Annotated in this window: 21 protein-coding genes; 10 read left to right on the top strand and 11 right to left on the bottom strand. The window is 67.4% G+C overall.

Annotation, left to right across the window (positions count from 1 at the left end; translation table 11 throughout):
- Window positions 1–17: 17 nt before the first annotated feature.
- Together AC3A3X_RS15445 and AC3A3X_RS15440 are read left to right on the top strand one after the other, a co-directional pair.
- Complete coding sequence (locus tag AC3A3X_RS15445) at window positions 18–422, top strand: MerC domain-containing protein (RefSeq protein WP_487583939.1); 405 nt, start codon at window positions 18–20, stop codon at window positions 420–422.
- A gap of 294 nt (window positions 423–716) precedes the next feature.
- On the top strand, window positions 717–911 hold the full coding sequence (locus tag AC3A3X_RS15440; RefSeq protein ID WP_487583908.1) for a 30S ribosomal protein THX: 195 nt from the start codon (window positions 717–719) through the stop codon (window positions 909–911).
- A 407-nt stretch (window positions 912–1318) separates the two neighbouring features.
- On the opposite strand, the gene AC3A3X_RS15435 is transcribed toward AC3A3X_RS15440, so the two are convergent.
- Both AC3A3X_RS15435 and hutI read right to left on the bottom strand, forming a co-directional pair.
- Complete coding sequence (locus AC3A3X_RS15435) at window positions 1319–2521, bottom strand: dipeptidase (RefSeq protein WP_487583907.1); 1203 nt, start codon at window positions 2519–2521, stop codon at window positions 1319–1321.
- A gap of 48 nt (window positions 2522–2569) precedes the next feature.
- Window positions 2570–3796 (bottom strand): imidazolonepropionase, encoded by a 1227-nt coding sequence (gene hutI, locus AC3A3X_RS15430; RefSeq protein ID WP_487583906.1) that lies wholly within the window; start codon window positions 3794–3796, stop codon window positions 2570–2572.
- Between the two features lie 77 nt (window positions 3797–3873).
- Here hutI and AC3A3X_RS15425 point away from each other — a divergent pair, with 77 nt between their 5' ends.
- Window positions 3874–5220: a formimidoylglutamate deiminase gene (locus AC3A3X_RS15425; RefSeq protein ID WP_487583905.1), complete on the top strand. Its 1347-nt coding sequence runs from the start codon at window positions 3874–3876 to the stop codon at window positions 5218–5220.
- 30 nt (window positions 5221–5250) lie between these two features.
- Here the strand turns inward: AC3A3X_RS15425 and AC3A3X_RS15420 are convergent, their stop codons facing one another.
- The 3 genes from AC3A3X_RS15420 to AC3A3X_RS15410 form a co-directional block, all read right to left on the bottom strand.
- The gene (locus AC3A3X_RS15420) at window positions 5251–5760 is read right to left on the bottom strand and encodes a methylated-DNA--[protein]-cysteine S-methyltransferase (RefSeq protein ID WP_487583904.1); all 510 of its coding nucleotides are present in this window, start codon (window positions 5758–5760) and stop codon (window positions 5251–5253) included.
- Window positions 5757–7334 carry a DNA-3-methyladenine glycosylase 2 family protein gene (locus AC3A3X_RS15415; protein WP_487583903.1) on the bottom strand — a complete coding sequence of 526 codons (1578 nt, stop codon included), beginning with the start codon at window positions 7332–7334 and terminating at the stop codon, window positions 5757–5759. Before AC3A3X_RS15415 ends, AC3A3X_RS15420 begins: the two co-directional genes overlap by 4 nt.
- Before the next feature lie 153 nt (window positions 7335–7487).
- Entirely contained in the window at window positions 7488–7901 is a 414-nt protein-coding gene (locus AC3A3X_RS15410; RefSeq protein WP_487583902.1) for a winged helix-turn-helix transcriptional regulator, read from the bottom strand.
- Between the two features lie 51 nt (window positions 7902–7952).
- Between AC3A3X_RS15410 and AC3A3X_RS15405 the strand changes: the two genes are divergently transcribed.
- Window positions 7953–8537 carry a hypothetical protein gene (locus AC3A3X_RS15405; protein ID WP_487583901.1) on the top strand — a complete coding sequence of 195 codons (585 nt, stop codon included), beginning with the start codon at window positions 7953–7955 and terminating at the stop codon, window positions 8535–8537.
- A gap of 108 nt (window positions 8538–8645) precedes the next feature.
- Here AC3A3X_RS15405 and AC3A3X_RS15400 read toward each other — a convergent pair whose 3' ends face one another.
- The 3 genes from AC3A3X_RS15400 to AC3A3X_RS15390 all read right to left on the bottom strand — a co-directional run bounded on the left by AC3A3X_RS15400 (window position 8646) and on the right by AC3A3X_RS15390 (window position 11510).
- The gene (locus AC3A3X_RS15400; RefSeq protein WP_487583900.1) at window positions 8646–9482 is read right to left on the bottom strand and encodes a DUF2182 domain-containing protein; all 837 of its coding nucleotides are present in this window, start codon (window positions 9480–9482) and stop codon (window positions 8646–8648) included.
- A 9-nt stretch (window positions 9483–9491) separates the two neighbouring features.
- Window positions 9492–10124 (bottom strand): DUF1326 domain-containing protein, encoded by a 633-nt coding sequence (locus AC3A3X_RS15395; protein WP_487583899.1) that lies wholly within the window; start codon window positions 10122–10124, stop codon window positions 9492–9494.
- A gap of 108 nt (window positions 10125–10232) precedes the next feature.
- Window positions 10233–11510, bottom strand: a complete 1278-nt coding sequence (locus AC3A3X_RS15390; RefSeq protein WP_487583898.1) for an alkaline phosphatase family protein — start codon at window positions 11508–11510, stop codon at window positions 10233–10235.
- Window positions 11511–11724: 214 nt separating this feature from the next.
- Here AC3A3X_RS15390 and AC3A3X_RS15385 point away from each other — a divergent pair, with 214 nt between their 5' ends.
- Together AC3A3X_RS15385 and AC3A3X_RS15380 are read left to right on the top strand one after the other, a co-directional pair.
- A complete protein-coding gene (locus tag AC3A3X_RS15385) occupies window positions 11725–12084 on the top strand; it encodes a hypothetical protein (protein ID WP_487583897.1) in 360 nt (119 codons plus the stop codon).
- 10 nt (window positions 12085–12094) lie between these two features.
- Window positions 12095–12556, top strand: coding sequence for a hypothetical protein (locus AC3A3X_RS15380; protein ID WP_487583896.1), 462 nt, complete (start codon window positions 12095–12097; stop codon window positions 12554–12556).
- Between the two features lie 80 nt (window positions 12557–12636).
- Here AC3A3X_RS15380 and AC3A3X_RS15375 read toward each other — a convergent pair whose 3' ends face one another.
- Complete coding sequence (locus tag AC3A3X_RS15375) at window positions 12637–13221, bottom strand: TetR/AcrR family transcriptional regulator (protein WP_487583895.1); 585 nt, start codon at window positions 13219–13221, stop codon at window positions 12637–12639.
- A gap of 170 nt (window positions 13222–13391) precedes the next feature.
- Here AC3A3X_RS15375 and hutU point away from each other — a divergent pair, with 170 nt between their 5' ends.
- Both hutU and AC3A3X_RS15365 read left to right on the top strand, forming a co-directional pair.
- Window positions 13392–15056 (top strand): urocanate hydratase, encoded by a 1665-nt coding sequence (hutU, locus tag AC3A3X_RS15370; protein ID WP_487583894.1) that lies wholly within the window; start codon window positions 13392–13394, stop codon window positions 15054–15056.
- A 290-nt stretch (window positions 15057–15346) separates the two neighbouring features.
- Entirely contained in the window at window positions 15347–16033 is a 687-nt protein-coding gene (locus tag AC3A3X_RS15365; RefSeq protein ID WP_487583893.1) for a GNAT family N-acetyltransferase, read from the top strand.
- Window positions 16034–16097: 64 nt separating this feature from the next.
- On the opposite strand, the gene AC3A3X_RS15360 is transcribed toward AC3A3X_RS15365, so the two are convergent.
- The gene (locus tag AC3A3X_RS15360) at window positions 16098–16922 is read right to left on the bottom strand and encodes a helix-turn-helix domain-containing protein (RefSeq protein WP_487583892.1); all 825 of its coding nucleotides are present in this window, start codon (window positions 16920–16922) and stop codon (window positions 16098–16100) included.
- Window positions 16923–17066: 144 nt separating this feature from the next.
- On the opposite strand from AC3A3X_RS15360, the gene AC3A3X_RS15355 reads away from it, so the two are divergent.
- The gene (locus tag AC3A3X_RS15355) at window positions 17067–18053 is read left to right on the top strand and encodes an alpha/beta fold hydrolase (protein WP_487583891.1); all 987 of its coding nucleotides are present in this window, start codon (window positions 17067–17069) and stop codon (window positions 18051–18053) included.
- 6 nt (window positions 18054–18059) lie between these two features.
- Here AC3A3X_RS15355 and AC3A3X_RS15350 read toward each other — a convergent pair whose 3' ends face one another.
- Window positions 18060–19379, bottom strand: coding sequence for an aminotransferase class V-fold PLP-dependent enzyme (locus AC3A3X_RS15350; RefSeq protein WP_487583890.1), 1320 nt, complete (start codon window positions 19377–19379; stop codon window positions 18060–18062).
- Window positions 19380–19625: 246 nt separating this feature from the next.
- Here AC3A3X_RS15350 and AC3A3X_RS15345 point away from each other — a divergent pair, with 246 nt between their 5' ends.
- Window positions 19626–21299, top strand: a complete 1674-nt coding sequence (locus AC3A3X_RS15345) for a PQQ-dependent sugar dehydrogenase (protein WP_487583889.1) — start codon at window positions 19626–19628, stop codon at window positions 21297–21299.
- The last annotated feature ends 470 nt before the right edge of the window (window positions 21300–21769 follow it).

Below are 21769 nucleotides of genomic sequence, written 5' to 3'. Positions count from 1 at the left end.
CCCCGGAAGTCATGCTCATGCCACTAATCCGCCCCCGCCGACTGCTCGACCGCCTTGGCGCCTTCGGCTCGCTGCTGTGCGCGATCCACTGCGCGCTGCTGCCGGTGCTGATTGCGACGTTGCCGTCGCTGGGCGTGGCGAGCTGGCTGGGCAGCAGCTTCGAGGCGGGCTTCGTGATCTTCGCCACCGGGCTGGGGCTCTTCAGCACGCTTTGGGGCTATCGCCGCCACCATGGCCTGCGGGCGCTTTCGCTGGTCGTGCCCGGCCTGTTGCTGCTGTGGCTCGGCGTGCTGTACCGCCCGCTGCATGAAAGCCTGATCCCGCATGCCATCACGATGACCCTGGGCGGCACGCTGGTGGGACTGGGGCACTTGGCCAACCTACGCCTGGGTCACATACACGATGCCACCTGCGTGCATTGACCTCACTGCTGCGCATTGAGGTCAATCCCAAAATTTGCTGAAGCAAATTTTGGGCCCCGGCTCTTGTCTTCCAATCCCTGCCCCTGCCGGGGCGCCCCCTTACTAAGGGGGCTCTGCTCCCGTTGGGCTCCTTGCTCGTCGTGCTGGCCCTCGCCGGGATGCGGCGTGGGGGCGTTGCGGGGCCGGATCGGGAAGATGGGGGCCGTGGGCGGGCGCGTGATAGACTTTGCGGCCGCGCATTCTTATAACGCCGCACCCTTCGTGCGGATTTTCGATAGTTCCAGGAGCACGACCATGGGTAAGGGCGACCGCAAGACCGCCAAAGGCAAGCGCTACAACTCCAGCTACGGCAACGCCCGCAGCAGCAAGACCGTGACCAAGGCCACCGGCAATGCCGCTGCGCCGGTCGCCAAGAAGGCGACCAAGACCGTGGCCAAGGCTCCGGTTGCCAAGAAGGCTCCTGCCAAGAAGGCCGCTTCCAAGGAATAAGCGCCCCGGCGCTGTTCCGAACGAAAAAGCCCCGCTCCGGCGGGGCTTTTTTGTGGCTCTGAGTCCCGCTCGCGAGTGCTACGTCCATGGATTCCTGCCTTCGCGGGAATGACGGTGTAGAGCAACGTCACTGGGTCCCCGCCTTCGCGGGGATGACGGTCTTCCAATGACGGTGGGAGCCCTTCTCCCATTCAGGAGCCCCTCTCCCGCTTGCGGGAGAGGGGTTGGGGTGAGGGCCACCGAAGACCATGCAATGAAATGCCGAAGCGTCATCCGCCGGGCCGGGGATTGCGCAGCAGTGGGCCATGGATGGCCCACGCCCCGCATTCGGACAGGATGTCCGACTAAGGGCGGAGCAATCCCCGGCCCGGCGGACGCCGCCGCTCCGCAGACGCAAGCTCCAGGCCTCAGCGCGAAGTCGCCGCCTTCTCTACCGCCGTCCACACCCGCAGCAGGTTGCCGCCAAGGATCTTGCGGATGTCCGCATCGGAGTGGCCGCGTGCCTGCAGGCCGGCGACCAGGTTGGGATAGTCGGCGACCGACTTCAGCTCGACCGGCAGGTTGCCGCTGACGCCGTCGAAGTCCGAACCGATGCCGACATGGTCGATGCCGATCAGCTTGACCGCGTAGTCGATCTGATCGAGTACGGCGTCTATGTGCGTGACCGGCGTCGGATGCGCATCCTTCCACGCCTTCTCGAAATCGTCCTTCGAACGCGCCGGCTTGCCGGCCGCGACCAGCGCCGCATTCTCGCGATCGAAGTCCGCTTCCGCCTGGAACGAAGCCTGCAGATCGGCCGCCGCCTTGGCATCGATGAAGCCCGTGCCGAACACCAGCTGCACCACACCGCCCTCGGCCGCCACCGCCTTGGCCAGCTCGTCGCTGATGTTGCGCTCGAAGCCAGGAGTGAAATGACGCATGCCCGAATGGCTGGCGATCACCGGCACGTCGGTGACTGCGAGTACGTCGCGGATCGAATCATCCGACAAGTGCGAGACATCGACCATGATGCCCAGGCGGTTCATCTCGGCAACGACCTTCTCGCCGAACGGACTCAGCCCGCCCCACTTCTTCTGCAGCGCGTAGGACGAATCGCTGATGCGGTTGTTCTCGCTGTGGGCAAGGGTGATGTAACGCACGCCGCGCTTGTGGAAGGCCGCGAGCTGCGACAGGTCGGCGCCGATCGGCGCACCGTTCTCCATCCCCAGCGCCAGCAACACGCGACCGCCACTGCGCAGGCGCGCCACGTCGGCGGGCGAGGTCAACTTGGCGAACTTGTCCGGATGCCGGCCGACCATCGCCTCGACCGCATCGATCTGCGTGTTGGCGCTCTGCCAGGCGGTGCCGGCGTTGTCCTGGTCAGGCGAGGTGTAGATCGACATGAACGCAATGCCGAGCCCGCCCTGGCGTGCGCGCGGATAGTCGAACTCCTTGCCGGGTGTCGCCACGCCCAGATCATCCCAGTGCGACATCAGCTCGCCGGGGGCATCGATGTGCGTGTCGACGATGATCGAATCCTGGGCGAGCCGCTGCGCGGCCTCGTTGCTGGCGGCCAGCGCAGGAACGGCGGCCATGGACAGGGTCAGGCCGAAGACGAACGGAAAACGCATGCTGTATCCCCAAGTTGAGCGTGATGAACGTGATGCCGAAGCCGTGACTCAGATGACGCGGTGCCCACCTGCATAGACCGCCTGCGCCAGGCGGCCGCCGAGCCAGTAGCACAGCTCGGCGGGGTGGTGGATGTCCCACAGGGTGAAGTCGGCGCGCGTCCCCACGCGCAGGACACCGCGGTCGTGCAGCCCGAGCGCGCGCGCCGCATGCACGGTGGCGCCGCGCAACGCTTCTTCCGGGGTCAGGCGGAAATGCGTGCACGCCAGTTGCATGGCCTGTCGCAGCGATTGCAGCGGCGAGGTGCCCGGGTTGCAGTCGGTGGCCACGGCCATGGCAACGCCGTGCTCGCGGAATGCATCCAGCGGCGGCAGCCGGGTTTCGCGCAGGACGTGGAAGGCACCGGGCAGCAGCACCGCGACGGTGCCGTGGGCGGCCATCGTGCGCACGCTGTCCAGGCTGGTGTGCTCGACGTGGTCGGCCGACAGGCCGTCGAACGAGGCAGCCAGTGCGGCACCGCCCAGGTCGCTGAGCTGGTCGGCGTGCAGCTTGACCGGCAGGCCGAGCGAACGCGCCGCCTCGAACAGCTTGCGTGTCTGCGCCGGACTGAAGCCGATGCCTTCGCAGAACGCATCGACCGCGTCGACCAGGCCGTCCTGGTGCAGGCGCGGCAGCCATTCGATGGCCGCGTCGATGTAGTCGTCGCTGCGCCCTGCATACTCGGGCGGCAGCGCGTGCGCGGCGAGGTAGGTGGTGCGCACGCCGACGCCGAGCTGATCGAGTCGGCGCGCGACGCGCAGCATCTTGCGCTCGTTCTCGAAATCGAGGCCGTAACCGGACTTGATCTCCAGCGTGGTCACGCCGTCGGTGATCAGCGCGTGCGCGCGCGGCAGCGACTGGCGCAGCAGTTCGCTTTCGTCCGCGGCGCGGGTGGCGGCGACGGTGGAGAGGATGCCGCCACCGGCGCGGGCGATGTTTTCGTAGCTGACGCCCTGCAGGCGAAGCTCGAACTCGCGTGCGCGATCGCCGGCGAACACCAGGTGGGTATGGCAGTCGACCAGGCCCGGCGTGATCCAGCCTTTGCTTTCGATCACTTCGCGGGCAAGGCGTTGCGGTGCGTCGGGCAGGTCGGCGCGGGCGCCGACGAACGTCAGCAGGTCGCCCTTCCAGGCAAGCGCGCCATCGCTGATTTCGGCATAGCCCTGCGGCGAGTCCAGCGTGGCCAGCGAAACGCCGAGGACGATGCCGTCCCAGGCCGGTTGGGTACTTGCGGTCATGCCGGCGATTCTAGCCATGTTTACCAGCCAGGTTGGCCCATTCGCCAATGCGCGCCGACCGGGCGACAATCCGCTCCATGAAGACACTCGACGCCGCGATGCTGTGGGCCCCGGACGGCTGGCAGGCCGATGCCGGATTCGACATCGACGAATACGGCCGCATCGCCGCGGTCGACGCCGCCGAACCCACCGCCAGTGCCAGCTGGATCGTGCCGGGCATCGCCAACCTGCATTCGCACGCCTTCCAGCGGGCGATGGCGGGCATGGCCGAGCGCCAGACCCATCCCGAGGACTCGTTCTGGACCTGGCGCGAGACGATGTACCGGTTCGCCGCGCGCTTCACCCCGGAGCTGCTGAAGGATGTCGCCGCGCAGCTGTACGCCGAGATGCTGGAGGCCGGTTACACGACGGTCTGCGAATTCCACTACCTGCACCATGCGCCCGACGGTCGCCCCTACGACGATCCGGCGGCGATGTCGCGTGCACTGATCGCCGCCGCCCGCGAAACCGGCATCCGCCTGACGCTGCTGCCGGTGCTGTACATGACCGGCGGTTTCGACGGTCGCGCCCTGGGCGAACGCCAGCGCCGATTCGGTCACGGTCTCGATGCCTACCTGCAATTGATCGACACGCTGTGCGAGGAAGCCGCGCCCGACCTGCACATCGGTTGCGCGCTGCACAGCCTGCGCGCGGTCCCGGCCGATGCGATGAAGGCGGTGCTGGCCGCGTTGCCGCCGGCCATGCCGGTGCACATCCACATCGCCGAGCAGGTCGGCGAGGTGCAGGACTGCCTGGCGATCCGCAATGCGCGGCCGGTTGAATGGCTGCTCGACAACGCCGCCGTCGACGCGCGCTGGACCCTGGTCCATGCCACCCATCTCAATGCCGTGGAAGTGCAGGGCATCGCCCGCACCGGCGCGACGGTCGCGATCTGCCCGACCACCGAGGCCAATCTCGGCGATGGCCTGTTCCCGCTGCGCGACTTCCTTGCCGCCGGCGGTCGCTGGGGCATCGGTTCGGATTCGCACATCTCGGTGTCGCCGGTGGAAGAGCTGCGCTGGCTCGAGTACGGCCAGCGCCTGATCACCCGTCACCGCAACATCGCGGTGCGAGCGGCGTCACCGAGTGTCGGTGAGACATTGCTGGGCGATGTGTCCGCCAGCGCGCGGCAGTCGACCGGTCATGCCATCGGCCGCCTCGCCGTGGGCGAGTTCGCCGATGCGGTCGTGCTCGACACCGATGCGCCGCCGCTGTTCGGGCTGACCGCCAATGATGCGATCGATCGCTGGATCTTCAGCGGCAACCGCAACCTGGTGCGCGACGTGCATGTGGGCGGGCGACGCGTGGTGGCAGGCGGGCATCACGTGCAGCGTGATGCGATCGCCGCGCGTTACCGTGCTGCGATGACGCGGTTGATGGCCTAGCGGCGACGTGGATCGCGAGCAAGCTCGCTCCTACGGGGCGGTGGCGAAGAGGTCGCTGGCCGCGGGCAAGGCGCCTTCCATCTGCAGCAGGTACTGCTTGGTGGGCAGACCGCCGCCGAAGCCGGTCAGGCTGCCGTCGCTGCCGATCACGCGGTGGCAGGGCAACACCAGCGGCAAGGGGTTGCGGCCATTGGCCGCGCCGACCGCGCGCACCGCGCTCGGCTTGCCCACGCGCTGCGCCAGTTGCGCGTAGCTGATCGTCTCGCCGTAGGGGATCGCCGCCAGCGTGTGCCAGACCTCGCACTGGAATGGCGTGCCCTGCGGCGCCAGCGGCAATTCGAACTGGCGGCGTTTGCCGGCGAAGTATTCCCCAAGCTGACGCCGGGCCATGCGCAGCAGCGCGTTGTCGCCTTCGCGCCAGTGGGCATCGCGACGCATCGGGTGGCGCGGGGTGTGGAACTCGATCAGGTGCATGCCGTCATCGCTCGCCGCAAGCAGCAGCGGGCCGACCGGGCTGGCGATGGTGGTGTGCACGATCATGGTGTCGCGCCCGTGGCTTCCGCGCCGCGGCGCCTGGTCGCCGTCGTCTTGCGCGCCGGCTTGCGTGCCGGTGGAGTCGCGGCCGGCAACGGCGCCGTCATCGTGTCGCGCCACAAGTGGATGACTGCGTAGCCGCGCCAGGGACGCCAGGCCTGCGATGCGGCAGTCAGTGCCTTCGCAGTCAGGCGCGACCCGTCCGCGGGGACCGCGCGCTGCAGCACCAGGTCCTCGGCAGGGAACGCATCCGGGTGGCCGAGTGCGCGCAGGGCGATGTACTGCGCCGTCCACGGTCCGATCCCGGGCAATGCCACCCAGCGCGATGCGAAATCGTCGAGCGTGCGCTCGGCGCGGAAGTCGACGCGGTCGTCGAGCAATGCGCGTGCGACGGTGCGTACCGTTTCGGCGCGCGCACGGGTCATCCCGCTCGCGCTCAGGTCGGCATCGGCCAGTGCCTGCGCAGTCGGGAACAGGTGCTCCAGGCCGGGTGCGAACGGATGCGGCAGGGGCTGGCCGAAACGTTGTGCCAGGCGCGCAGCGACGGTGCGCGCCGCGGCGACGGAGACCTGCTGGCCGATGATCGCCCGCACCGCGATCTCGAATCCGTCCCAGCCGCTGGGCAGGCGCAACCCGGGCCGTTTCGCCAGCAGCGGTGCCAGTCTGGCGTCGCCCGACAAGGCCGCGGCGATCGCCTGTGGATCGGCATCGAGGTCGAACATGCGGCGCAGGCGTTGCACGATCTCCAGCAGTCGCGCCGGCGCCGGACCGTACAACTCCAGCTTCAGCGCGTGCTCGCCACCGGGCCAGGCGCTCACGCGCAACCAGCCGGCTTGTTCGATCGGGCCGATGACGCGCGAGTAGCCGTGCGCGTCGACGACTTCGACGCCGGGCAGGGCGCGGCCACGGAGGAAATCCAGCATCGCCGCGAAGTCGTACGGCGGCCGGTAGCCCAGGCGCAGGGTCAGGGCCTGGCTGGCGTCGTGGTGCTGATGGTCGCGTTGCTTGCGCAGCTCGCGCGGGGCCATGCGGTAGGCAGTGAGGAATGCATCGTTGAAGCGGCGCAGGCTGCCGAAGCCAGATGCCAATGCGACCTCGGTGATCGGCAGCGTCGTCTCGGTCAGCAACTGCTTGGCGAACAGCAAGCGTCGTGTGCCGTGCACGCCGATAGGAGCCACACCTACGCGGTCGACGAACAGGCGCCGCAACTGCCGTTCGCCCAGACCCACGCGCTCGGCCAGCGCCGACAGCGGCTGCTCGGCCAATGCGCCGTCGTCGATCAGTTTGAGCGCGCGCGCCACCGCCGCATCGCCGCGGCGCCAACTACCGTCGTCGGGCGACAACTCGGGCCGGCAGCGCAGACAGGGACGGAAACCGGCGGCTTCGGCCGCTGCGGCATGGCGGTAATAGGCGACCTTCTTCGCCATGGGCGCCGGACACACCGGACGGCAATAGATGCGTGTGCTCGGCACGGCGGTAAAGAACAGGCCGTCGAAGCGCGGGTCGCGACTCTTGCGCGCCTGCTCGCAGACCTGCCAGTCGGGAAGCGAGTCGGAATGGGTGGGGGATACGTTCGACATGGGTGCAGGCTAGCACCGCGGGAGGGTCCGGACTGGCCGGATTCGGACATGGACGTGGAGGCCCGCCCATCCTGTCGTACCTGGCGAAGGGAGGAGTCGCTTCACGCCGCTGAACAGCAGAGCCCCGCTGCGCTCGCGAAGACTTCCGAGCTTTCAAACGCGACGCTGCAACGGTATCCCCGCGCCGCACCCCATGCCATCGGACCGCGGTTTCGACGACGAGCGCCGCAGGTGGCCTTCACCCCACACGCGCACGATTTCGACAACAGGCAACAAGGTTTTCCCGTAATCCGTCAGTTGGTAGATCACTGGCGCCGGCACCGCGCCGGTCGGCACACGATCGACGATGCCATCGGCCTCCAGTTCCCGCAGTTGCTCGGCGAGCACCTTGTGCGAAATCGGTGCAGCACGTCGCTGCAGGCCCGCGAAGTGCAGCTCGCCATGCGCGAGCCAATACAGGATCGTGAGCTTCCACTTGCCACCGATGGCCGCAAAGGCCGCCGCCAGCGGGCAACCTTCGACTGGATTGGGCCGGGCATGGTTACCTTCAGGTGCCTTCTTGTTCATGGTGGCCTCGCGCTGGCAGCCTGACCGCATCATGGGATACGGGACGAGACGATGCAGAACGCCAAGCGGACCTGGCTCAGCCTTGCCTGTCTGGCGGTGGCGTTGCTGACACTGAGCGCGTCGGCGCAGTCGCCGCAAGCCATGCCCCACGTGGCGCCGGGCGACGGCCAGAAGGGCTTCGATTGGGAAATCGGCGCGTGGAAGACCGAATTGCGACGGCTGGCAAAGCCACTGTCAGGATCGCAGGAGTGGGTCGAGTACTCCGGTACCAGCGTCGTGCGGAAAGTGCTGGATGGCCGCGCCAATCTGGCCGAGCTGCGCGTGGAAGGTTCCGCGGGAAAGATCGAAGGCGTGAGCCTGCGCCTGTACAACCCGCAGGCCAGTCAGTGGAGTCTGAACTACGCCAGTGCGCGCAACGGCGTGCTGACCCGCCCGGTCCATGGTGGCTTCCGCAACGGCCAAGGCGAGTTTTATGGACAGGAGGATCTCGACGGCAAGGCGATCCTCGTGCGCTTCGTCATTTCACACATCACGACCGATTCGGCGCGATTCGAACAAGCGTACTCGGAAGACGGCGGACGCAGCTGGGAAGTCAACTGGATTGCGACCGATACGCGCATTGAAAACTCAGATTAGGTCGCAAGGCAGCCAGTCAACGAACGATTGGCGGGCATCAGGGACTACCTGGGCGCCGGGACCAGTGCCAGCGTCCGCTGCCGGAAGCGGACGCCTCGTCAGAAGGTGTCAGCCCAGAAGGATCGCCGCGCCCCACGCGACCAGCACGATGCCCGCGGCGCGTCCCACCCATCTGCCGGCCGCCAGGACCTTCTCGGCCAGCACCAACAGGGAAAGCGCTGCGATCCAGGCGAGATTCATGACTCCACCCACAAACAGCAGGGCCATAAGCATCCAGCAACAGCCGATGCAGTACGCGCCGTGCATCATGCCCACCCGCAATGCGCCGACGGCGCCTGGACGCCAATGGCGAGAGAGGAACGCTGCCGGTGTGCGGCAGTGGGTCAGGCAGGCATTCTTCAGCGGGGACAGTTGGTATAGGCCCGTGACGATCAGCGCCGTGGCCGACAGCCACGGAACCTGCGAGCCCATCGTCATCGCCGAGATGATTCCGGCACGCTGCAGCGTCTGATGCAACGCGGCGGCGGCGATCGAGAAGACCAGCCACATCAGGAAATAGCCGGCCGCGAACGTAGCGGTGGGGGCAAGGCTCGCCTGGGTTCGGCCTTGCGTGAGGGCGTTTCGATGCGCGTGTGCGTACAGCAGGATCGTCGGTGCGGCGCTGGGCGTCATCATCGCAATCATCATCGTCCACCACATGCCGACCACCAGTGCCCAGTACTTTGGCCCCCACGTCATCGGCGTCATGGCTCCCGCTTCCGTAGACGAACCGACGGGGTGTTGTTGTGGAAACAGCGCCAGCGTGGTCATGTCCCACGCACTCATGCCGAGCCCCGCGCCCGCCACGATGTACACCCAAGTGAGAACGCATAGAACCAGCAACCCGACGACCGTGATCGCGCTGTCCCGTCTGAGCAGGCGTTCGAGTGACGGCGTTGCGGGCATCGCTGCGGCTCAGGCGCGAACGACACCGTGATTGTTGAGGTGCAACCGTGCGAACTGCCCATAGGTGTCGGTCAGCGACAGCTCGAGCGGTCCGGTGGTCTTGCTAGATGCACTGCCGATCTCGGCGACCGTGTACTCGAATCCTTCCGGCAGCACTATCTGCGCCCGGGACTCGACGCCGGTGGCTTTGTTGACGATGGGCTTACCGATGGTGTCGATGTAATCCTTGACGAAGATGCGCCCCTTCCTGCCATCGATATCGAGCTGGATATCGAGTTCGGTAAACACCGGGTCATTCATCCGGGTCACGGTCGAGGCATAGACGGCGAACATCGTGGCGAAGGGATCGGTATCCTGCCCGGTCATGATCTTCAGAAGCGCTTCACGTTGTTTTGCATCAGCGTTGACATCCACGAACGCGATCGCTTCGCCATTGCCCTCGTGAATCGGGCCTGGCCATTTGAAGATCGCCGCGATGCGCAGGCCGTCCAGTCGCGTGTCGCCGTGATGACCCTGATCGATCAGGATGCCCGCGACTGCGTGGCAGTGCCCCTTGTCTGGCAGCGCATTGAACTGGCAGTTGCAGCCATACTCGCAGCTGCAGTTGACCAGTTCGCGGCCTTTGATTTCCCATGAAGTCATGGCACGCCTCCCGGGTCGGTGTAAAAGATCGTACTACTCGGCGATCGACCGTCCAATTGTCCGGTGGCAATGGACGAATCCATCGCGTTTCACTTTCGTGAATGGCCTCTAGCGCCCCTGGTCGCGCAACGCCGGCAACAACGTCGCCGGATCGCCGTCATTGGGCGCAGGCGCGACGTCCAGCAACCTGGCCAGCAGCGGATAGACATCGACATTGTCGAACGCCGGCAACACCGCGCCGCGGCGGAACGACGGGCCGCGAGCCAGGAAGATCGCACGCATCGACGGCAGTGCCGGATCGAAGCCGTGCGAACCGCGGGTAATGCCGGGCGGTCGTTGCGCGACTTTCTCGCGCGGCAGTGCATCCCAGCCTTCATGCATCTGACAGACGATCGGCGGCACGCGCGGGTTGCTGCCGTAGTGCCAGCGTGCGGGCAGTTCGCCCTTGCGCCAGCAGTCGTATCGCGTGTGCGCACCGAGCAGGCGCTTCTCCACGAATGCCTGGCGACCGGGTTTGGGCGCGATACCGATCGACTGGCCGATCGAGACGACGGTGGCGTCATCGGGTTCGACCATGTCCTCCACTGCAATCGCGTGGCCGGGGCCGACGCTGGCCATGCCGTGGTCGGAAACGATGACCAGATTGATGCGATCGAGCTGGCCGCGCACATCCAGGCGATCGAGCAGGCGGCCGACCGCGGCGTCGAGTTCGACGATGGTCTGGCGTACCTGTGGCGAGTCCGGGCCGTGGTCGTGGCCGGCGACATCGAGCTGATCGAAGTACAGCGTCGCCAGTTTTGGACGTGTCGATGCCGGTTCGTCCAGCCATGCCAGGATCTGGTCGACGCGGGCATCGGCGCTGACGTCCTTGTCGAACGGCTGCCAGCGCTGTGGGCGACGGCCCTGGATCGGCGCTTCGCTGCCCGGCCAGAACATCGTCGCGGTAGTCAGTCCCGCCTTGTCCGCACCCACCCAGATCGGCTCGCCACCCCACCACTGCGGAGTGCCGACCGCCTCGCGGTCGGCCGCCCGGAACGCACCCAGGCCGTCATCCCACATGCTGTTGTGGACGATGCCGTGATGATCCGGGCGCAGCCCCGTCACCAGCGTGTAGTGATTGGGAAAGGTCAACGACGGGTAGGACGGATTCATCCATTGCGCGCGCACACCCTGCGCGGCGATGCGCGCCAGGTTGGGAGTGATGCTCCGGTCGAGGTAGTCGGCGCGGAAGCCGTCGATGGATACCAGCAGCAGGCTGTCTGCATTGGCCCGTAGCGCGGGCGGCGCGGACGCCGCCGCTGCGCGCGGCGGGGCACTGGAACAGCCGATGAGGGCGCAAGCGAGGACGAGGCAGGCGGCCGTGGCCGCGGAACGTATCGAGGGCATCGGGCGATGATAGCCAGCCTGTGTTGCGGCATGACTTTAGTCGCTGGCAGCCTTCCGTGAAGGCCGCCAGGCGGCCTGTCCACAAGCCTGACGACGGACTAAACGCCGGCGCGCACGTAACCGCCGTTGCCGCGGCGCCGGCGTATCGTGGAATGGCGGCAATGCCTGCCGCTGTATCCCTGGCACAGATGCCAAAGGTGATGCCATGAACCGCATGACCCCCACCCTGATCGCGGTCTGCCTGCTGGCGGCCACGTTCGTGGTCTCCGCACAGTCCGCTCCGGCGACTCCGTTCGCTGCGCCAGCGCAGGCCGATATGCAGATGGCCGCGCAGTCCGATCTCGGCCAGGCCGACGCCACCGTCAACAACGCCCCTGGCGACAAGGCCGCCGAGCAGATGCCATCCAACTGCCTGCAGTACACCGGCTCGCGCATCCGCACCGCCGACCGCAAGACCGGCAAGCCGGCGTGTGCGCAGGGGCCGGGGCGCTCCTACGGTCGCGACGACCTCGGCCGTACCGGCCAGGCGGACACCGCCGATGCCCTGCGCCACCTTGATCCCTCGATCAAGTAATGCCCTGCGCATGAAACTGGCGCTGCCAATCCTGTTGGCCACGTGGCTGGCGGCATCGGCGTATGCGCAGGCGCAGTCGAACTCGCTGCAACCGCCGCCGCTGGTCGCGCCGATCCCGCCACCGACATCGCCGGTGAGCAGCAAGCCCACGCGTACCGGCAACGACGCCAGCAAGCTGGGACGCGACATCGACGCGGCCAGTCGCCGCGTGCAGGCCGACGGGGTGCGCAACGACATCTACCGCTCCGACCAGCAGTTGCAGTCCGATCGCGCCCGCCTGGATCGCGAGCGTGGCGCCAATCCGGCGCGCGGCAACGAGTTGCGCCAGGAGTACGACCAGAAGCAGGCCGACCACGATGCCTGGCGCGTGGGCAAGGAACGCGAACTCGATCGGATTGAAGCCGAGCCGATGCCGGAGCCGCCGCCGCCGAACGACATCCCGCCGGTGGAGCCGCGCGTGCGGGTTCCGTAGGAGCTAGCTTGCTCGCGAGCGGGCGCTTGGCTCGCGAGAAGTGTCGGTCGCTGGCAGGTGGTTCGCGAGCAAGCTCGCTCCTACCGCTGCAATCCCACCATCAGCCGCTGCAGCGAAGCGTCGTAGTAGCGACGGAATGCCGCCTCGTCGAAACTGAAGCGCCCGGCGCGGTACAGCGCGATCAGGCCGTGGGTGTGTGCCCAAAGCGTCATCGTCACGTCCCAGACATCGTCCGTGCGCAGCAGGCCGGCGCGCATCGCGTCGGCGACCGCGTCGGCGACGACGTTGAGGGTCGGCGACAGGCGTGCATGGAAGTCCTGCGGAAATCGCCGCGCGTCGTTGCGCGGAGTCGAGAAGGCATGGTCGAAGCGGTGCGGGTAGGCGAGGGCGAAATCGAGGTAGATGCGCTGCACCGCCAGCAGTCGTTCGCCGACATCGCCGCCGCTGCCGCGCGCGTGCCAGTGACGTGCGATCGCGTCGAAGCTGTCGTCGCTCATGCGCTTGAGCAACGCCTCGCGGTTGGGGAAGTGTCGATAGATCGCCATAGGTGTCAGGCCGACGGCCGCAGCGACACGGCGCATGCTGACGCCCTGCGCACCTTCACGGTCGAACAGCACCTGCGCGGCGCGCAGGATGCGGGTGGCGGTGTCGGCGGGGCGGCTCATGTGTACAGCGTATACAAAACCGCTTCCTGGAGCGCGTAACAGGTTCGAAAGGCGTGGTTTGCGCCCGATCGGCGACACCGCGTCGCGAACCCGGCGCGATAATTCCTCTCCAACCCTTCGTTGCGGCCATGCCCCCGCATGGTCGGCCCGTCGCCTGCCGGAGTCGTCCGATGTCCACCCGCAAAGATCCCTCCCGCGTCATCCGTGCCCCGCGCGGTACCGAGTTGAACTGCAAGTCGTGGCTGACCGAAGCCGCCTACCGGATGATCCAGAACAACCTCGATGCCGAAGTGGCCGAGAGTCCGACCGAGCTGGTGGTCTACGGTGGCATTGGCCGCGCCGCGCGCGACTGGGAGAGCTATGACGCCATCCTCAAGTCGCTGCGCGAGCTGGAAGACAACGAAACCCTGCTGATCCAGTCCGGCAAGCCGGTGGGCGTGTTCCCGACCCATGCCGATGCACCGCGCGTGTTGCTGGCCAATTCCAACCTGGTGCCGCACTGGGCGACCTGGGAACACTTCAACGCCCTCGATAAGAAGGGCCTGATGATGTACGGGCAGATGACCGCCGGCAGCTGGATCTACATCGGCAGCCAGGGCATCGTCCAGGGCACCTACGAAACCTTCGTCGAGATGGGCCGTCAGCACTACGGCGGCAGCCTCACCGGCAAGTGGATCCTCACCGCCGGCCTGGGCGGCATGGGCGGCGCACAGCCGCTGGCGGCATCGCTGGCCGGTGCCTGCAGCCTCAACATCGAGTGCCAGCAGAGCCGCATCGACATGCGCCTGCGCACGCGTTACGTCGACGAGCAGGCCAGCGACCTCGACGACGCGCTGGCGCGCATCGAGAAGTACTGCGAGGCCGGCGAGGCGAAGTCGATCGCGCTGCTGGGCAATGCCGCCGAGATACTGCCGGAGCTGGTGCGTCGCGGTGTGCGTCCGGATGCGGTCACCGACCAGACCAGCGCGCACGACCCGGTCCACGGTTACCTGCCGATCGGCTGGAGCGTGGAGCAGTGGCAGCGCATGCAGGTCGAGGACCCGGGTCGCGTGCGCGATGCCGCCAAGAAGTCGATGCGCACGCATGTCGAGGCGATGCTCGCGTTCGAGGACATGGGCATCCCGGTGTTCGACTACGGCAACAACATCCGCCAGATGGCCAAGGACGAGGGCTGCGAGAATGCATTCGACTTCCCGGGCTTCGTCCCGGCCTATGTGCGCCCGCTGTTCTGTCGCGGTGTCGGCCCGTTCCGCTGGGTCGCGCTGAGCGGCGATCCGGAGGACATCTACAGGACCGATGCCAAGGTCAAGGAGCTGATCCCGGATGACGCGCACCTGCACCGCTGGCTCGACATGGCGCGCGAGCGCATCAGCTTCCAGGGCCTGCCGGCGCGCATCTGCTGGGTCGGCCTGGGCCTGCGCCACAAGCTCGGACTGGCGTTCAACGAGATGGTGCGCAATGGCGAGTTGAAGGCGCCGGTGGTGATCGGCCGCGACCATCTCGACAGTGGTTCGGTTGCTTCGCCCAACCGCGAGACCGAGGCGATGAAGGACGGCAGCGATGCGGTCAGCGATTGGCCGCTGCTCAACGCGATGCTCAATGTCGCCGGCGGTGCGACGTGGGTGTCGCTGCATCACGGTGGTGGTGTCGGCATGGGCTATTCGCAGCACTCGGGCGTGGTGATCGTGTGCGATGGCAGCGAGGAGGCCGACAGGCGCATTGCGCGCGTGCTCTGGAACGATCCGGGCACGGGTGTGATGCGGCATGCCGATGCGGGTTATGACATCGCCAAGGCGTGTGCGAAGGAGCAGGGGCTGAAGTTGCCGATGGTGTGAGCGTCGTCCCGGCGAACGCCGGGACCCAGGCCCGTAGCCCATCAGCCTCGTCACCGTCATCCCGGCGAACGCCGGAATCCATTTTGACTTTGCTCTTGTGATCGTAGGAAGCAACATCAAGCGCCACTTCCGTCTGCGGAATGGCGTCGTCCGACGGGTTGGCAATTCGTTGCCCGGTCTTCGGCGGCCCTCACCCCAACCCCTCTCCCATAAATGGGAGAGGGGCTCCACTGTCATCCCCGAGACCACGTGGTCTTGCCCAGCGTGTCGATCTCTGGTTGCATCCGGGTATGGCCGATCACGTCCTCGACAACCCGATCTGGGAATCGCTGCGCAGCCGCCATCGCGACCTGGCAATCCGCGCCGGCGATGCAGCCCGCTACCCGGCGCAGGTGGCGCCGTTCCTCGGCGTTGCCGCCGACGGCGTCGATGTCGGCGCCGCGCTGGCGCAGCTGGTACCGCCCGATGACACCGTGCTGCTGCTCGGGGTGACGCCCGCCGTGGCCGATGGCTGGCGCCTGGACAAGCTGGCGATGCTGGCGCAGATGGAATGCCCGCAGCACATGGCCGAGGTCGAAGGCCCGCCGATCCTGGAACTGGGCGAGGCGCACCGGCAGGACGTGCTGGAGCTGACCGCGCTGGTGTATCCGCACTACTTTCGTCCGCACACGATGGACCTTGGCCGCTATTTCGGGATCTACCAGGACGGGCGCCTGGCGGCCATCATCGGCGAACGCATGGGCATGGACGAGTTCCAGGAAATCAGCGCGGTGTGTACGCATCCGGACTTCAACGGTCGCGGCTATGCGCGCCACCTGCTGGCATGGCTGAGCAACGACGTGCTCGATCGCGGGCGAACCCCGTTCCTGCATGTCGCCCACGAGAACCATCGCGCCAAGCAGCTGTACGAGCGCGGCGGTTATCGCGATCGCCGCGACATCGGCTTCTGGTCGCTGCGCCGCGTCGCGCCGTTGTAGGAGCGAGCTTGCTCGCGAACGGCGTATCGGCCGCGGACACGCCTGTTCGCGAGCAAGCTCGCTCCTACGGAAGCGTGCTTGCTGCTAGTTCGCGGCACAACCGCGTGGTCGCTTCGTCGACCGGGAAGCAGCACTCGATCCGCAACTCGTCCAGGGTCACGTCGCGCGGCGTGCCGAAGGTGGTGATGGTCGAGAAGAATCGCAACTGCCGGTCGTCGCGCTGCAGCACCGTGGTCAGCAACGGCGCCGGTGCGGTATCGAGATCGCGCATGCGCCAGCGCGCCGGCACGCCGGGGTAGGCCAGCACCTCGTCGAGCAGTTCGCGCGCGGCCAGGTCCGACGGCGCGGCCGCCACTTCGCTGTGCAGATGGTGGATCAGGTCGCCGGCCACTTCTTCCCAGTTCGCCACCGCCGCGCGCAGGTCGGCGGGATCGAAGATCTGCCGGATCATGTTGCGGTGCGCACTGGCGCGGCCGTGCATCACGTAACCGTTGACGCGCAACGCGGCGTCATTGGCCATCAGTACGTCCCAGCGGCGATTGAGGACGAAGGCGGGGTAGGGTTCCTGCTGGGCGAGGATGAACTCGATCGCGCGGCGGACCTGGGCAAGCTCCGGTGTCGCAAGGGCGGTTTCCGGATAGCGCGGTGCGAAACCGGCGGCCACCAGCAGCGCGTTGCGTTCGCGCAATGGCATGTCGAGGGCATCGGCCAGGCGCGTCACGACGTCGCGGCTGGGCTGCGCCTTGCCAGTCTCGATACAGCTGAGGTGACGCGGCGATATGCCGGCATCGAGCGCGAGGTCGAGCTGGCTCAGGCGCCGCGCCGCGCGCCATTCGCGCAACAGGGCGCCCAGCTGGGGGCGGGATAGCGGATGGGCGAGGTTGTTCACGGGCGCAGGATACGGCCGGCCTGCGCGCAGTTCCATGACCTCACAGGTCATGGCGCCATGACCTGCGACTTCGTTGATCGCATGCCCTGCCAGGCGAATCATTTGCCGCGACAAACGGGGATTGGCCCCGTGGAGACGACGATCATGCTTCGCAGGCAGTTCCTCTCGATGGCCATGGGCACGCTGGCGGCAGGCGCGCTGGGTGGGTATGCATCGGCGCGCGGCGCGCGGCCCGGCGCTTCGGGCGCGGTCGCGGCGAGCAGCGACGACGCCATCGCCGCGGCGGCGTTCCGCGCCGCCAGCCGCTTCATGAAGACACCGTTCGGCAACATCGCCTACGCCGAGCGCGGCCGCGGCGAGGCGGCATTGTTCCTGCACGGATTCCCGCTCAACGGATACCAGTGGCGCGGCGCGCTGCAGCGCCTGTCGCCGTTCCGCCGCTGCATCGCGCCGGATTTCCTCGGCCTGGGCAATACCGAAGTCGCGCCCGGCCAGAGCGTTGCGCCAGATGCGCAGGTGGCGATGCTGGCCGACCTGCTCGATCGCCTCGGCATCGACAGCGTCGATCTGGTCGCCAACGACAGCGGCGGCCAGGCCGCGCAGCTGTTCCTCGCACGCTATCCGCAGCGGGTGCGCACCCTGCTACTGACCAACTGCGACTCGGAGATCGAATGCCCGCCGCCGGCGCTGCTGCCGGTGCTGGAGCTGGCAAAGCAGGGCAGGTTCGTCCAGGAATGGCTGGCGCCGTGGCTGGCCGACAAGGCGCTGGCGCGCTCACCGCAGGGACTGGGCGGACAGACGTTCACCTATTCGGCGCATCCCACCGACGAGGCCGTCGATACCTACCTCGGCCCGCTGGTGCGCAATGCCGAGCGCACCCACGCCTATGCGATCGGCCTGGACCGGAACTGGCTGCAGGGCATCGGCCCGACGCTGGCACGCTTCGAAGGACCGACGCGGATCATCTGGGGCACCGGCGACAGCATCTTCTCCGAGCGCGGCGCCGAGCATCTGGATCGCAGCTTCGGCAATTCGCGCGGCGTGCGTCGCATCGAAGGTGCGAAGCTGTTCTTCCCGGAGGAATTTCCGGACGTCATCGCCGAGGAAGCGCGTGCGCTGTGGGGCGTCTAAGCCACGTCAGGTGGCAAGTTCGTGGACCGCGCGCGCGGCTCGCTCCACTTCTTCCGCCGTGTTGACCAGGCTCGGAGCCAGGCGCGCGTAGCTGACGGCATAGGGACTGGTGCTGGCGATGATCCTTTGCTCGAGCAGGCGCTTGACCACGTCTTCGGGCTTCATGCCGTCGATCTCGAACGCGACCAATCCTGCCGACAGATCGGCCGACATCGGCGTATGGATCGTGATCCTGCGGTTCTGCGCCAGGTTCTTCTTGAGCTGGTCGTTGAGGCTGGCGATGCGGGCGGCGACGCGTTTCCGTCCCATCGCCTGGTGCATCTGGAATGCGGCCGCCATCGCCCACTGGTGTTCAAAGGCGTGGAAGCCGCCGGGGCACATGCGCGCGGCATTGCCGGGCGTCTTCGGGTCGCGGTTCTCCGCCCAGGCGTTGTACGACTCCCATTCGCTGAAGGTCGGAATGGTCGGACGCAGACGCGCCCAGTTCTCGGCGCTGGCCCAGACCAGGGCGGTACCACGCGGCGCGAACATCCATTTATGGCAGCCGGCGCAGAAGTAATCGGCGCCCATCGTGGCGATGGTCTCGTCGGCCGCACCGATGCCATGCACGCCGTCGACCACCAGCAGCACGTCCGGATGTTTGGCTTTGAGGGCAGCAGCGAGCTGGCGGATCGGCAGGCGGATGCCGGTGCTGGAGTGCACCCAGGTCAGGCCGACCACGCGCGTGTTGGGCTGCACGCCCTTCAACAGGCGCGCGATCAACTGGTCGGTGCTGGCTTTCGCGGAATCGTCGAACAAGGTGATCTTGCGCATGCCCGCGCCGCTGCGCTCGCACGCCAGGCGGATCGACTCGTGATGCGAGTAGTGGTCGTGGACCGTGGTGAGTACGTCGTCGCCGGACTTGAGCAGGAGGCCGTGGTAGACCAGCGCGAGGCTTTCGGTCGTGCTGCGGGTGAGGCAGACCTGGTCGGGCTGGCCGCCCAGGTAGGCGGCAATGGTCTTTTGCACCTGCAGCGGAACGTTGTGTGCATCGTCCTCGAACAGGCCCTGCTCGACGACCAGGAACGGGTTCTGGTCGATGGAGTGACGGTAGGCCTCGATCGCCTCGCGTACCGGCGCCGGGTGGCTGGCGATGAAGAAGCTGGAGAAATGGGCATAGGCCGGATCGAGGACGAACTGTGCGCGCACCTTGGTCCAGTCCGACAAGTCGGGCAGGGCGGGCGTTTCGCGCGCGAGCGCGCCGAGCAGGCCGGCGGGAAGCAGGGCGGCGGCGCCGGCGGCGGCAGGAAGTGCCAGGAACTGGCGGCGCGAAACTGAGGGGTTCATGGCGGTCTCCGTTGCGGCTCACACGCGACCGGCGCAGCCTGCGCCGGGTCTGGTTCAGATCAGGTCAATGCGGTCAAACGCGATGTGGCGGCATGGCCGGCGCGCTCGACCGCGGGTCGGAGGAGGCGGCCGTCCGGCAACCGTGAAGTGGCTCTTCACACCCGAGCGGCACGGGTTCTGCCAGCCTCTTCGGCGCGGGACCGCCCCGGACCATCGCGGTCGGTCGCGGACACGGAGGAGCAGCGCATGGTGCAGAGCGGACGACGTGCATTGCAGGGGTGGCTTGCCCTGATCCTTGTTGCCGTACTGACCGCCTGTGGCGGCGGTGGCGGCAATCCTCGCGCCGGTGTCACGCCGCCGCCCACGCCAGCCAACCGGCCTCCTGTATTCACCTCGGGCGCGACGGCGACGGTTCCCGAAGACACCACGTCGGTCTTCTACACCGCCACCGCGAGCGACCCCGACGGAAATCCCGTCACGTTCTCCCTCGCCGGCGGCGCAGACCAGGCCCGCTTCCGCATCACCGCGGAAGGCGCACTGGCGTTTGTCAACGCGCCGGACTTCGAGAACCCGGGCGACGCCAATGGCGACAATGTCTACCTGGTGACTCTCGCCGCCAGCGACGGAACCGTCAGCGTGACGCAGTCGCTGTCGGTCACCGTCACCGACTCCCTCGGCGCCGCCTTCCGAGTGCGGCGGGTCGCGAGCGGATTCAACTTCCCGATCTTCCTGGCGCCCATGCCCGACAGCAGCGGCCGTTTGTTCGTGGTCGAGCGCGAGGGCCGCATCCGCATCATGACCGCGAACGGCGCGGTCACGGCCACGCCTTTCCTCGACATCACCGGAACCATCTCGATCGACGGCGAGCGTGGCCTGCTGGGCTTCGCGACGGCGCCGGATTTCTTCACCAGCGGCCGCTTCTACATCTTCGTGACTGCGCCGGACGGGACGCTGGAAGTGCGGCGTTACCTGACGTTTGCCGGCGACCTCAACCGCGCCGACCCCACCAGCGGCGACGCGATCCTGCGCGTGCCGCACGCGCGCAACAACCACAACGGCGGCTGGATCGCCTTCGGCCCGGACGGCATGCTTTACATCGCCATCGGCGATGGCGGCGGTGCCGGCGATCCGGACAACAACGGCCAGAACACCAACACGCTGCTGGGCAAGATCCTGCGCGTGGACCCTGCCAGCGACGCATTCCCGTCCGAGTCCGACCGCGACTATGCGATCCCGGCAGGCAATCCGTTCATCACCTCCGGCGGCGCGCCGGAAGTCTGGGCGTACGGGCTGCGCAATCCGTTCCGCAACAACTTCGACCCGCAGACCGGCAACCTGCTGATCGGCGATGTCGGCCAGGGTGCGATCGAGGAGATCGACCTGATGCGGCCCAGTGATGCAGGCGCGAACTTCGGCTGGCCGATCCTCGAGGGCACCGTGGCGTTCCGCGGCGGCCCGACCACAGGGATGACGCCGCCGGTGGCGCAGTACTCGCACGGCACCGGGCCGGTCAACGGCAGCTCGGTGACCGGTGGCGTGGTGTATCGCGGCCAGGTCGAGTCGCTGCTCGGCGAGTACATATTCGCCGACTTCGTGCGCCCCAACATCTGGTCGCTGCCGATCTCGCGGCTGGTGCCGGGCACGACCCTGCAGGCGAACGAGTTCACCTTGCGCAACGGCGACTTCACCCCCGACGCCGGCGCGCTCACCAACATCGTCAGCATCAATGCCGACAGCGGCGGGCAGGTGTACCTCGTCGATTTCGACGGCGAGATCTTCGTGATCGAGACAGTGGTGCTGGGGTTGCCGTTTGCGGCCTCGCAGATGACGCCGCAGCAGCTGTTGCGCGAGGGCCTGTCCAGGCGGTTTGGCGGGCGCCAGGGCGCGAGCATTCGGCCCCCGCAGGGAATCCAGCCGTAACCGCGGCAAGCGCCACGCGTCCGTGCCTCGACTGATTCGCGCGGCTGCTCGGTGAGTTCGGGCCCGGATGCCCGCGAGAGGGTCAGGTGGTTTCAAACCCGCTTGATTGCGGAGCCCAGTGTTCCTGACACGTGTACACGGGAGCAACGTCGCTGGGTTCCCCCCTTCGCGGGAATGACGGTCTTCCAATGACTGTAAAAAGCCCCTCTCCCGCTTGCGGGGTGAGAGGACACTGCTTGCGAGCCATTGGCTCGCGTGTCCTCGAACGCCCGAGCGCTATGCGCTCGGGCCGGGGCGCGGGTTGGGGTGAGGGCCACCGAAGACCGCGCAACGAAATGCCGGCCCGGCGGACGACGCCGCTCCGCGGACGGAGGCCCAATCCGCAACAGCGAGCACCAGCAGGTCCCTTGTAAGTTGTTTCACTCCGCGCCAGACCGTTATCCCTCGGATTCCCAGATCGTCAGTGAGCT

The organism is Lysobacter sp. Soil_N_23 (genome assembly GCF_057656135.1).
This window is presented reverse-complemented; position numbering and strand designations above follow the sequence as displayed.

Excerpts from the sequence above, each read along its gene's own strand:
- AC3A3X_RS15345 (WP_487583889.1), top strand. The coding sequence starts at position 19,626 with ATGGTGCAGAGCGGACGACGTGCATTGCAGGGGTGGCTTGCCCTGATC.
- AC3A3X_RS15415 (WP_487583903.1), bottom strand. The coding sequence starts at position 7,334 with ATGTCGAACGTATCCCCCACCCATTCCGACTCGCTTCCCGACTGGCAG.
- AC3A3X_RS15365 (WP_487583893.1), top strand. The coding sequence starts at position 15,347 with ATGGCCGATCACGTCCTCGACAACCCGATCTGGGAATCGCTGCGCAGC.
- AC3A3X_RS15435 (WP_487583907.1), bottom strand. The coding sequence starts at position 2,521 with ATGCGTTTTCCGTTCGTCTTCGGCCTGACCCTGTCCATGGCCGCCGTT.
- AC3A3X_RS15380 (WP_487583896.1), top strand. The coding sequence starts at position 12,095 with ATGAAACTGGCGCTGCCAATCCTGTTGGCCACGTGGCTGGCGGCATCG.
- AC3A3X_RS15410 (WP_487583902.1), bottom strand. The coding sequence starts at position 7,901 with ATGAACAAGAAGGCACCTGAAGGTAACCATGCCCGGCCCAATCCAGTC.
- AC3A3X_RS15420 (WP_487583904.1), bottom strand. The coding sequence starts at position 5,760 with ATGATCGTGCACACCACCATCGCCAGCCCGGTCGGCCCGCTGCTGCTT.
- AC3A3X_RS15385 (WP_487583897.1), top strand. The coding sequence starts at position 11,725 with ATGACCCCCACCCTGATCGCGGTCTGCCTGCTGGCGGCCACGTTCGTG.
- hutI (WP_487583906.1), bottom strand. The coding sequence starts at position 3,796 with ATGACCGCAAGTACCCAACCGGCCTGGGACGGCATCGTCCTCGGCGTT.
- AC3A3X_RS15375 (WP_487583895.1), bottom strand. The coding sequence starts at position 13,221 with ATGAGCCGCCCCGCCGACACCGCCACCCGCATCCTGCGCGCCGCGCAG.
- hutU (WP_487583894.1), top strand. The coding sequence starts at position 13,392 with ATGTCCACCCGCAAAGATCCCTCCCGCGTCATCCGTGCCCCGCGCGGT.
- AC3A3X_RS15350 (WP_487583890.1), bottom strand. The coding sequence starts at position 19,379 with ATGAACCCCTCAGTTTCGCGCCGCCAGTTCCTGGCACTTCCTGCCGCC.
- AC3A3X_RS15440 (WP_487583908.1), top strand. The coding sequence starts at position 717 with ATGGGTAAGGGCGACCGCAAGACCGCCAAAGGCAAGCGCTACAACTCC.
- AC3A3X_RS15405 (WP_487583901.1), top strand. The coding sequence starts at position 7,953 with ATGCAGAACGCCAAGCGGACCTGGCTCAGCCTTGCCTGTCTGGCGGTG.
- AC3A3X_RS15400 (WP_487583900.1), bottom strand. The coding sequence starts at position 9,482 with ATGCCCGCAACGCCGTCACTCGAACGCCTGCTCAGACGGGACAGCGCG.
- AC3A3X_RS15425 (WP_487583905.1), top strand. The coding sequence starts at position 3,874 with ATGAAGACACTCGACGCCGCGATGCTGTGGGCCCCGGACGGCTGGCAG.
- AC3A3X_RS15395 (WP_487583899.1), bottom strand. The coding sequence starts at position 10,124 with ATGACTTCATGGGAAATCAAAGGCCGCGAACTGGTCAACTGCAGCTGC.
- AC3A3X_RS15355 (WP_487583891.1), top strand. The coding sequence starts at position 17,067 with ATGCTTCGCAGGCAGTTCCTCTCGATGGCCATGGGCACGCTGGCGGCA.
- AC3A3X_RS15390 (WP_487583898.1), bottom strand. The coding sequence starts at position 11,510 with ATGCCCTCGATACGTTCCGCGGCCACGGCCGCCTGCCTCGTCCTCGCT.
- AC3A3X_RS15445 (WP_487583939.1), top strand. The coding sequence starts at position 18 with ATGCCACTAATCCGCCCCCGCCGACTGCTCGACCGCCTTGGCGCCTTC.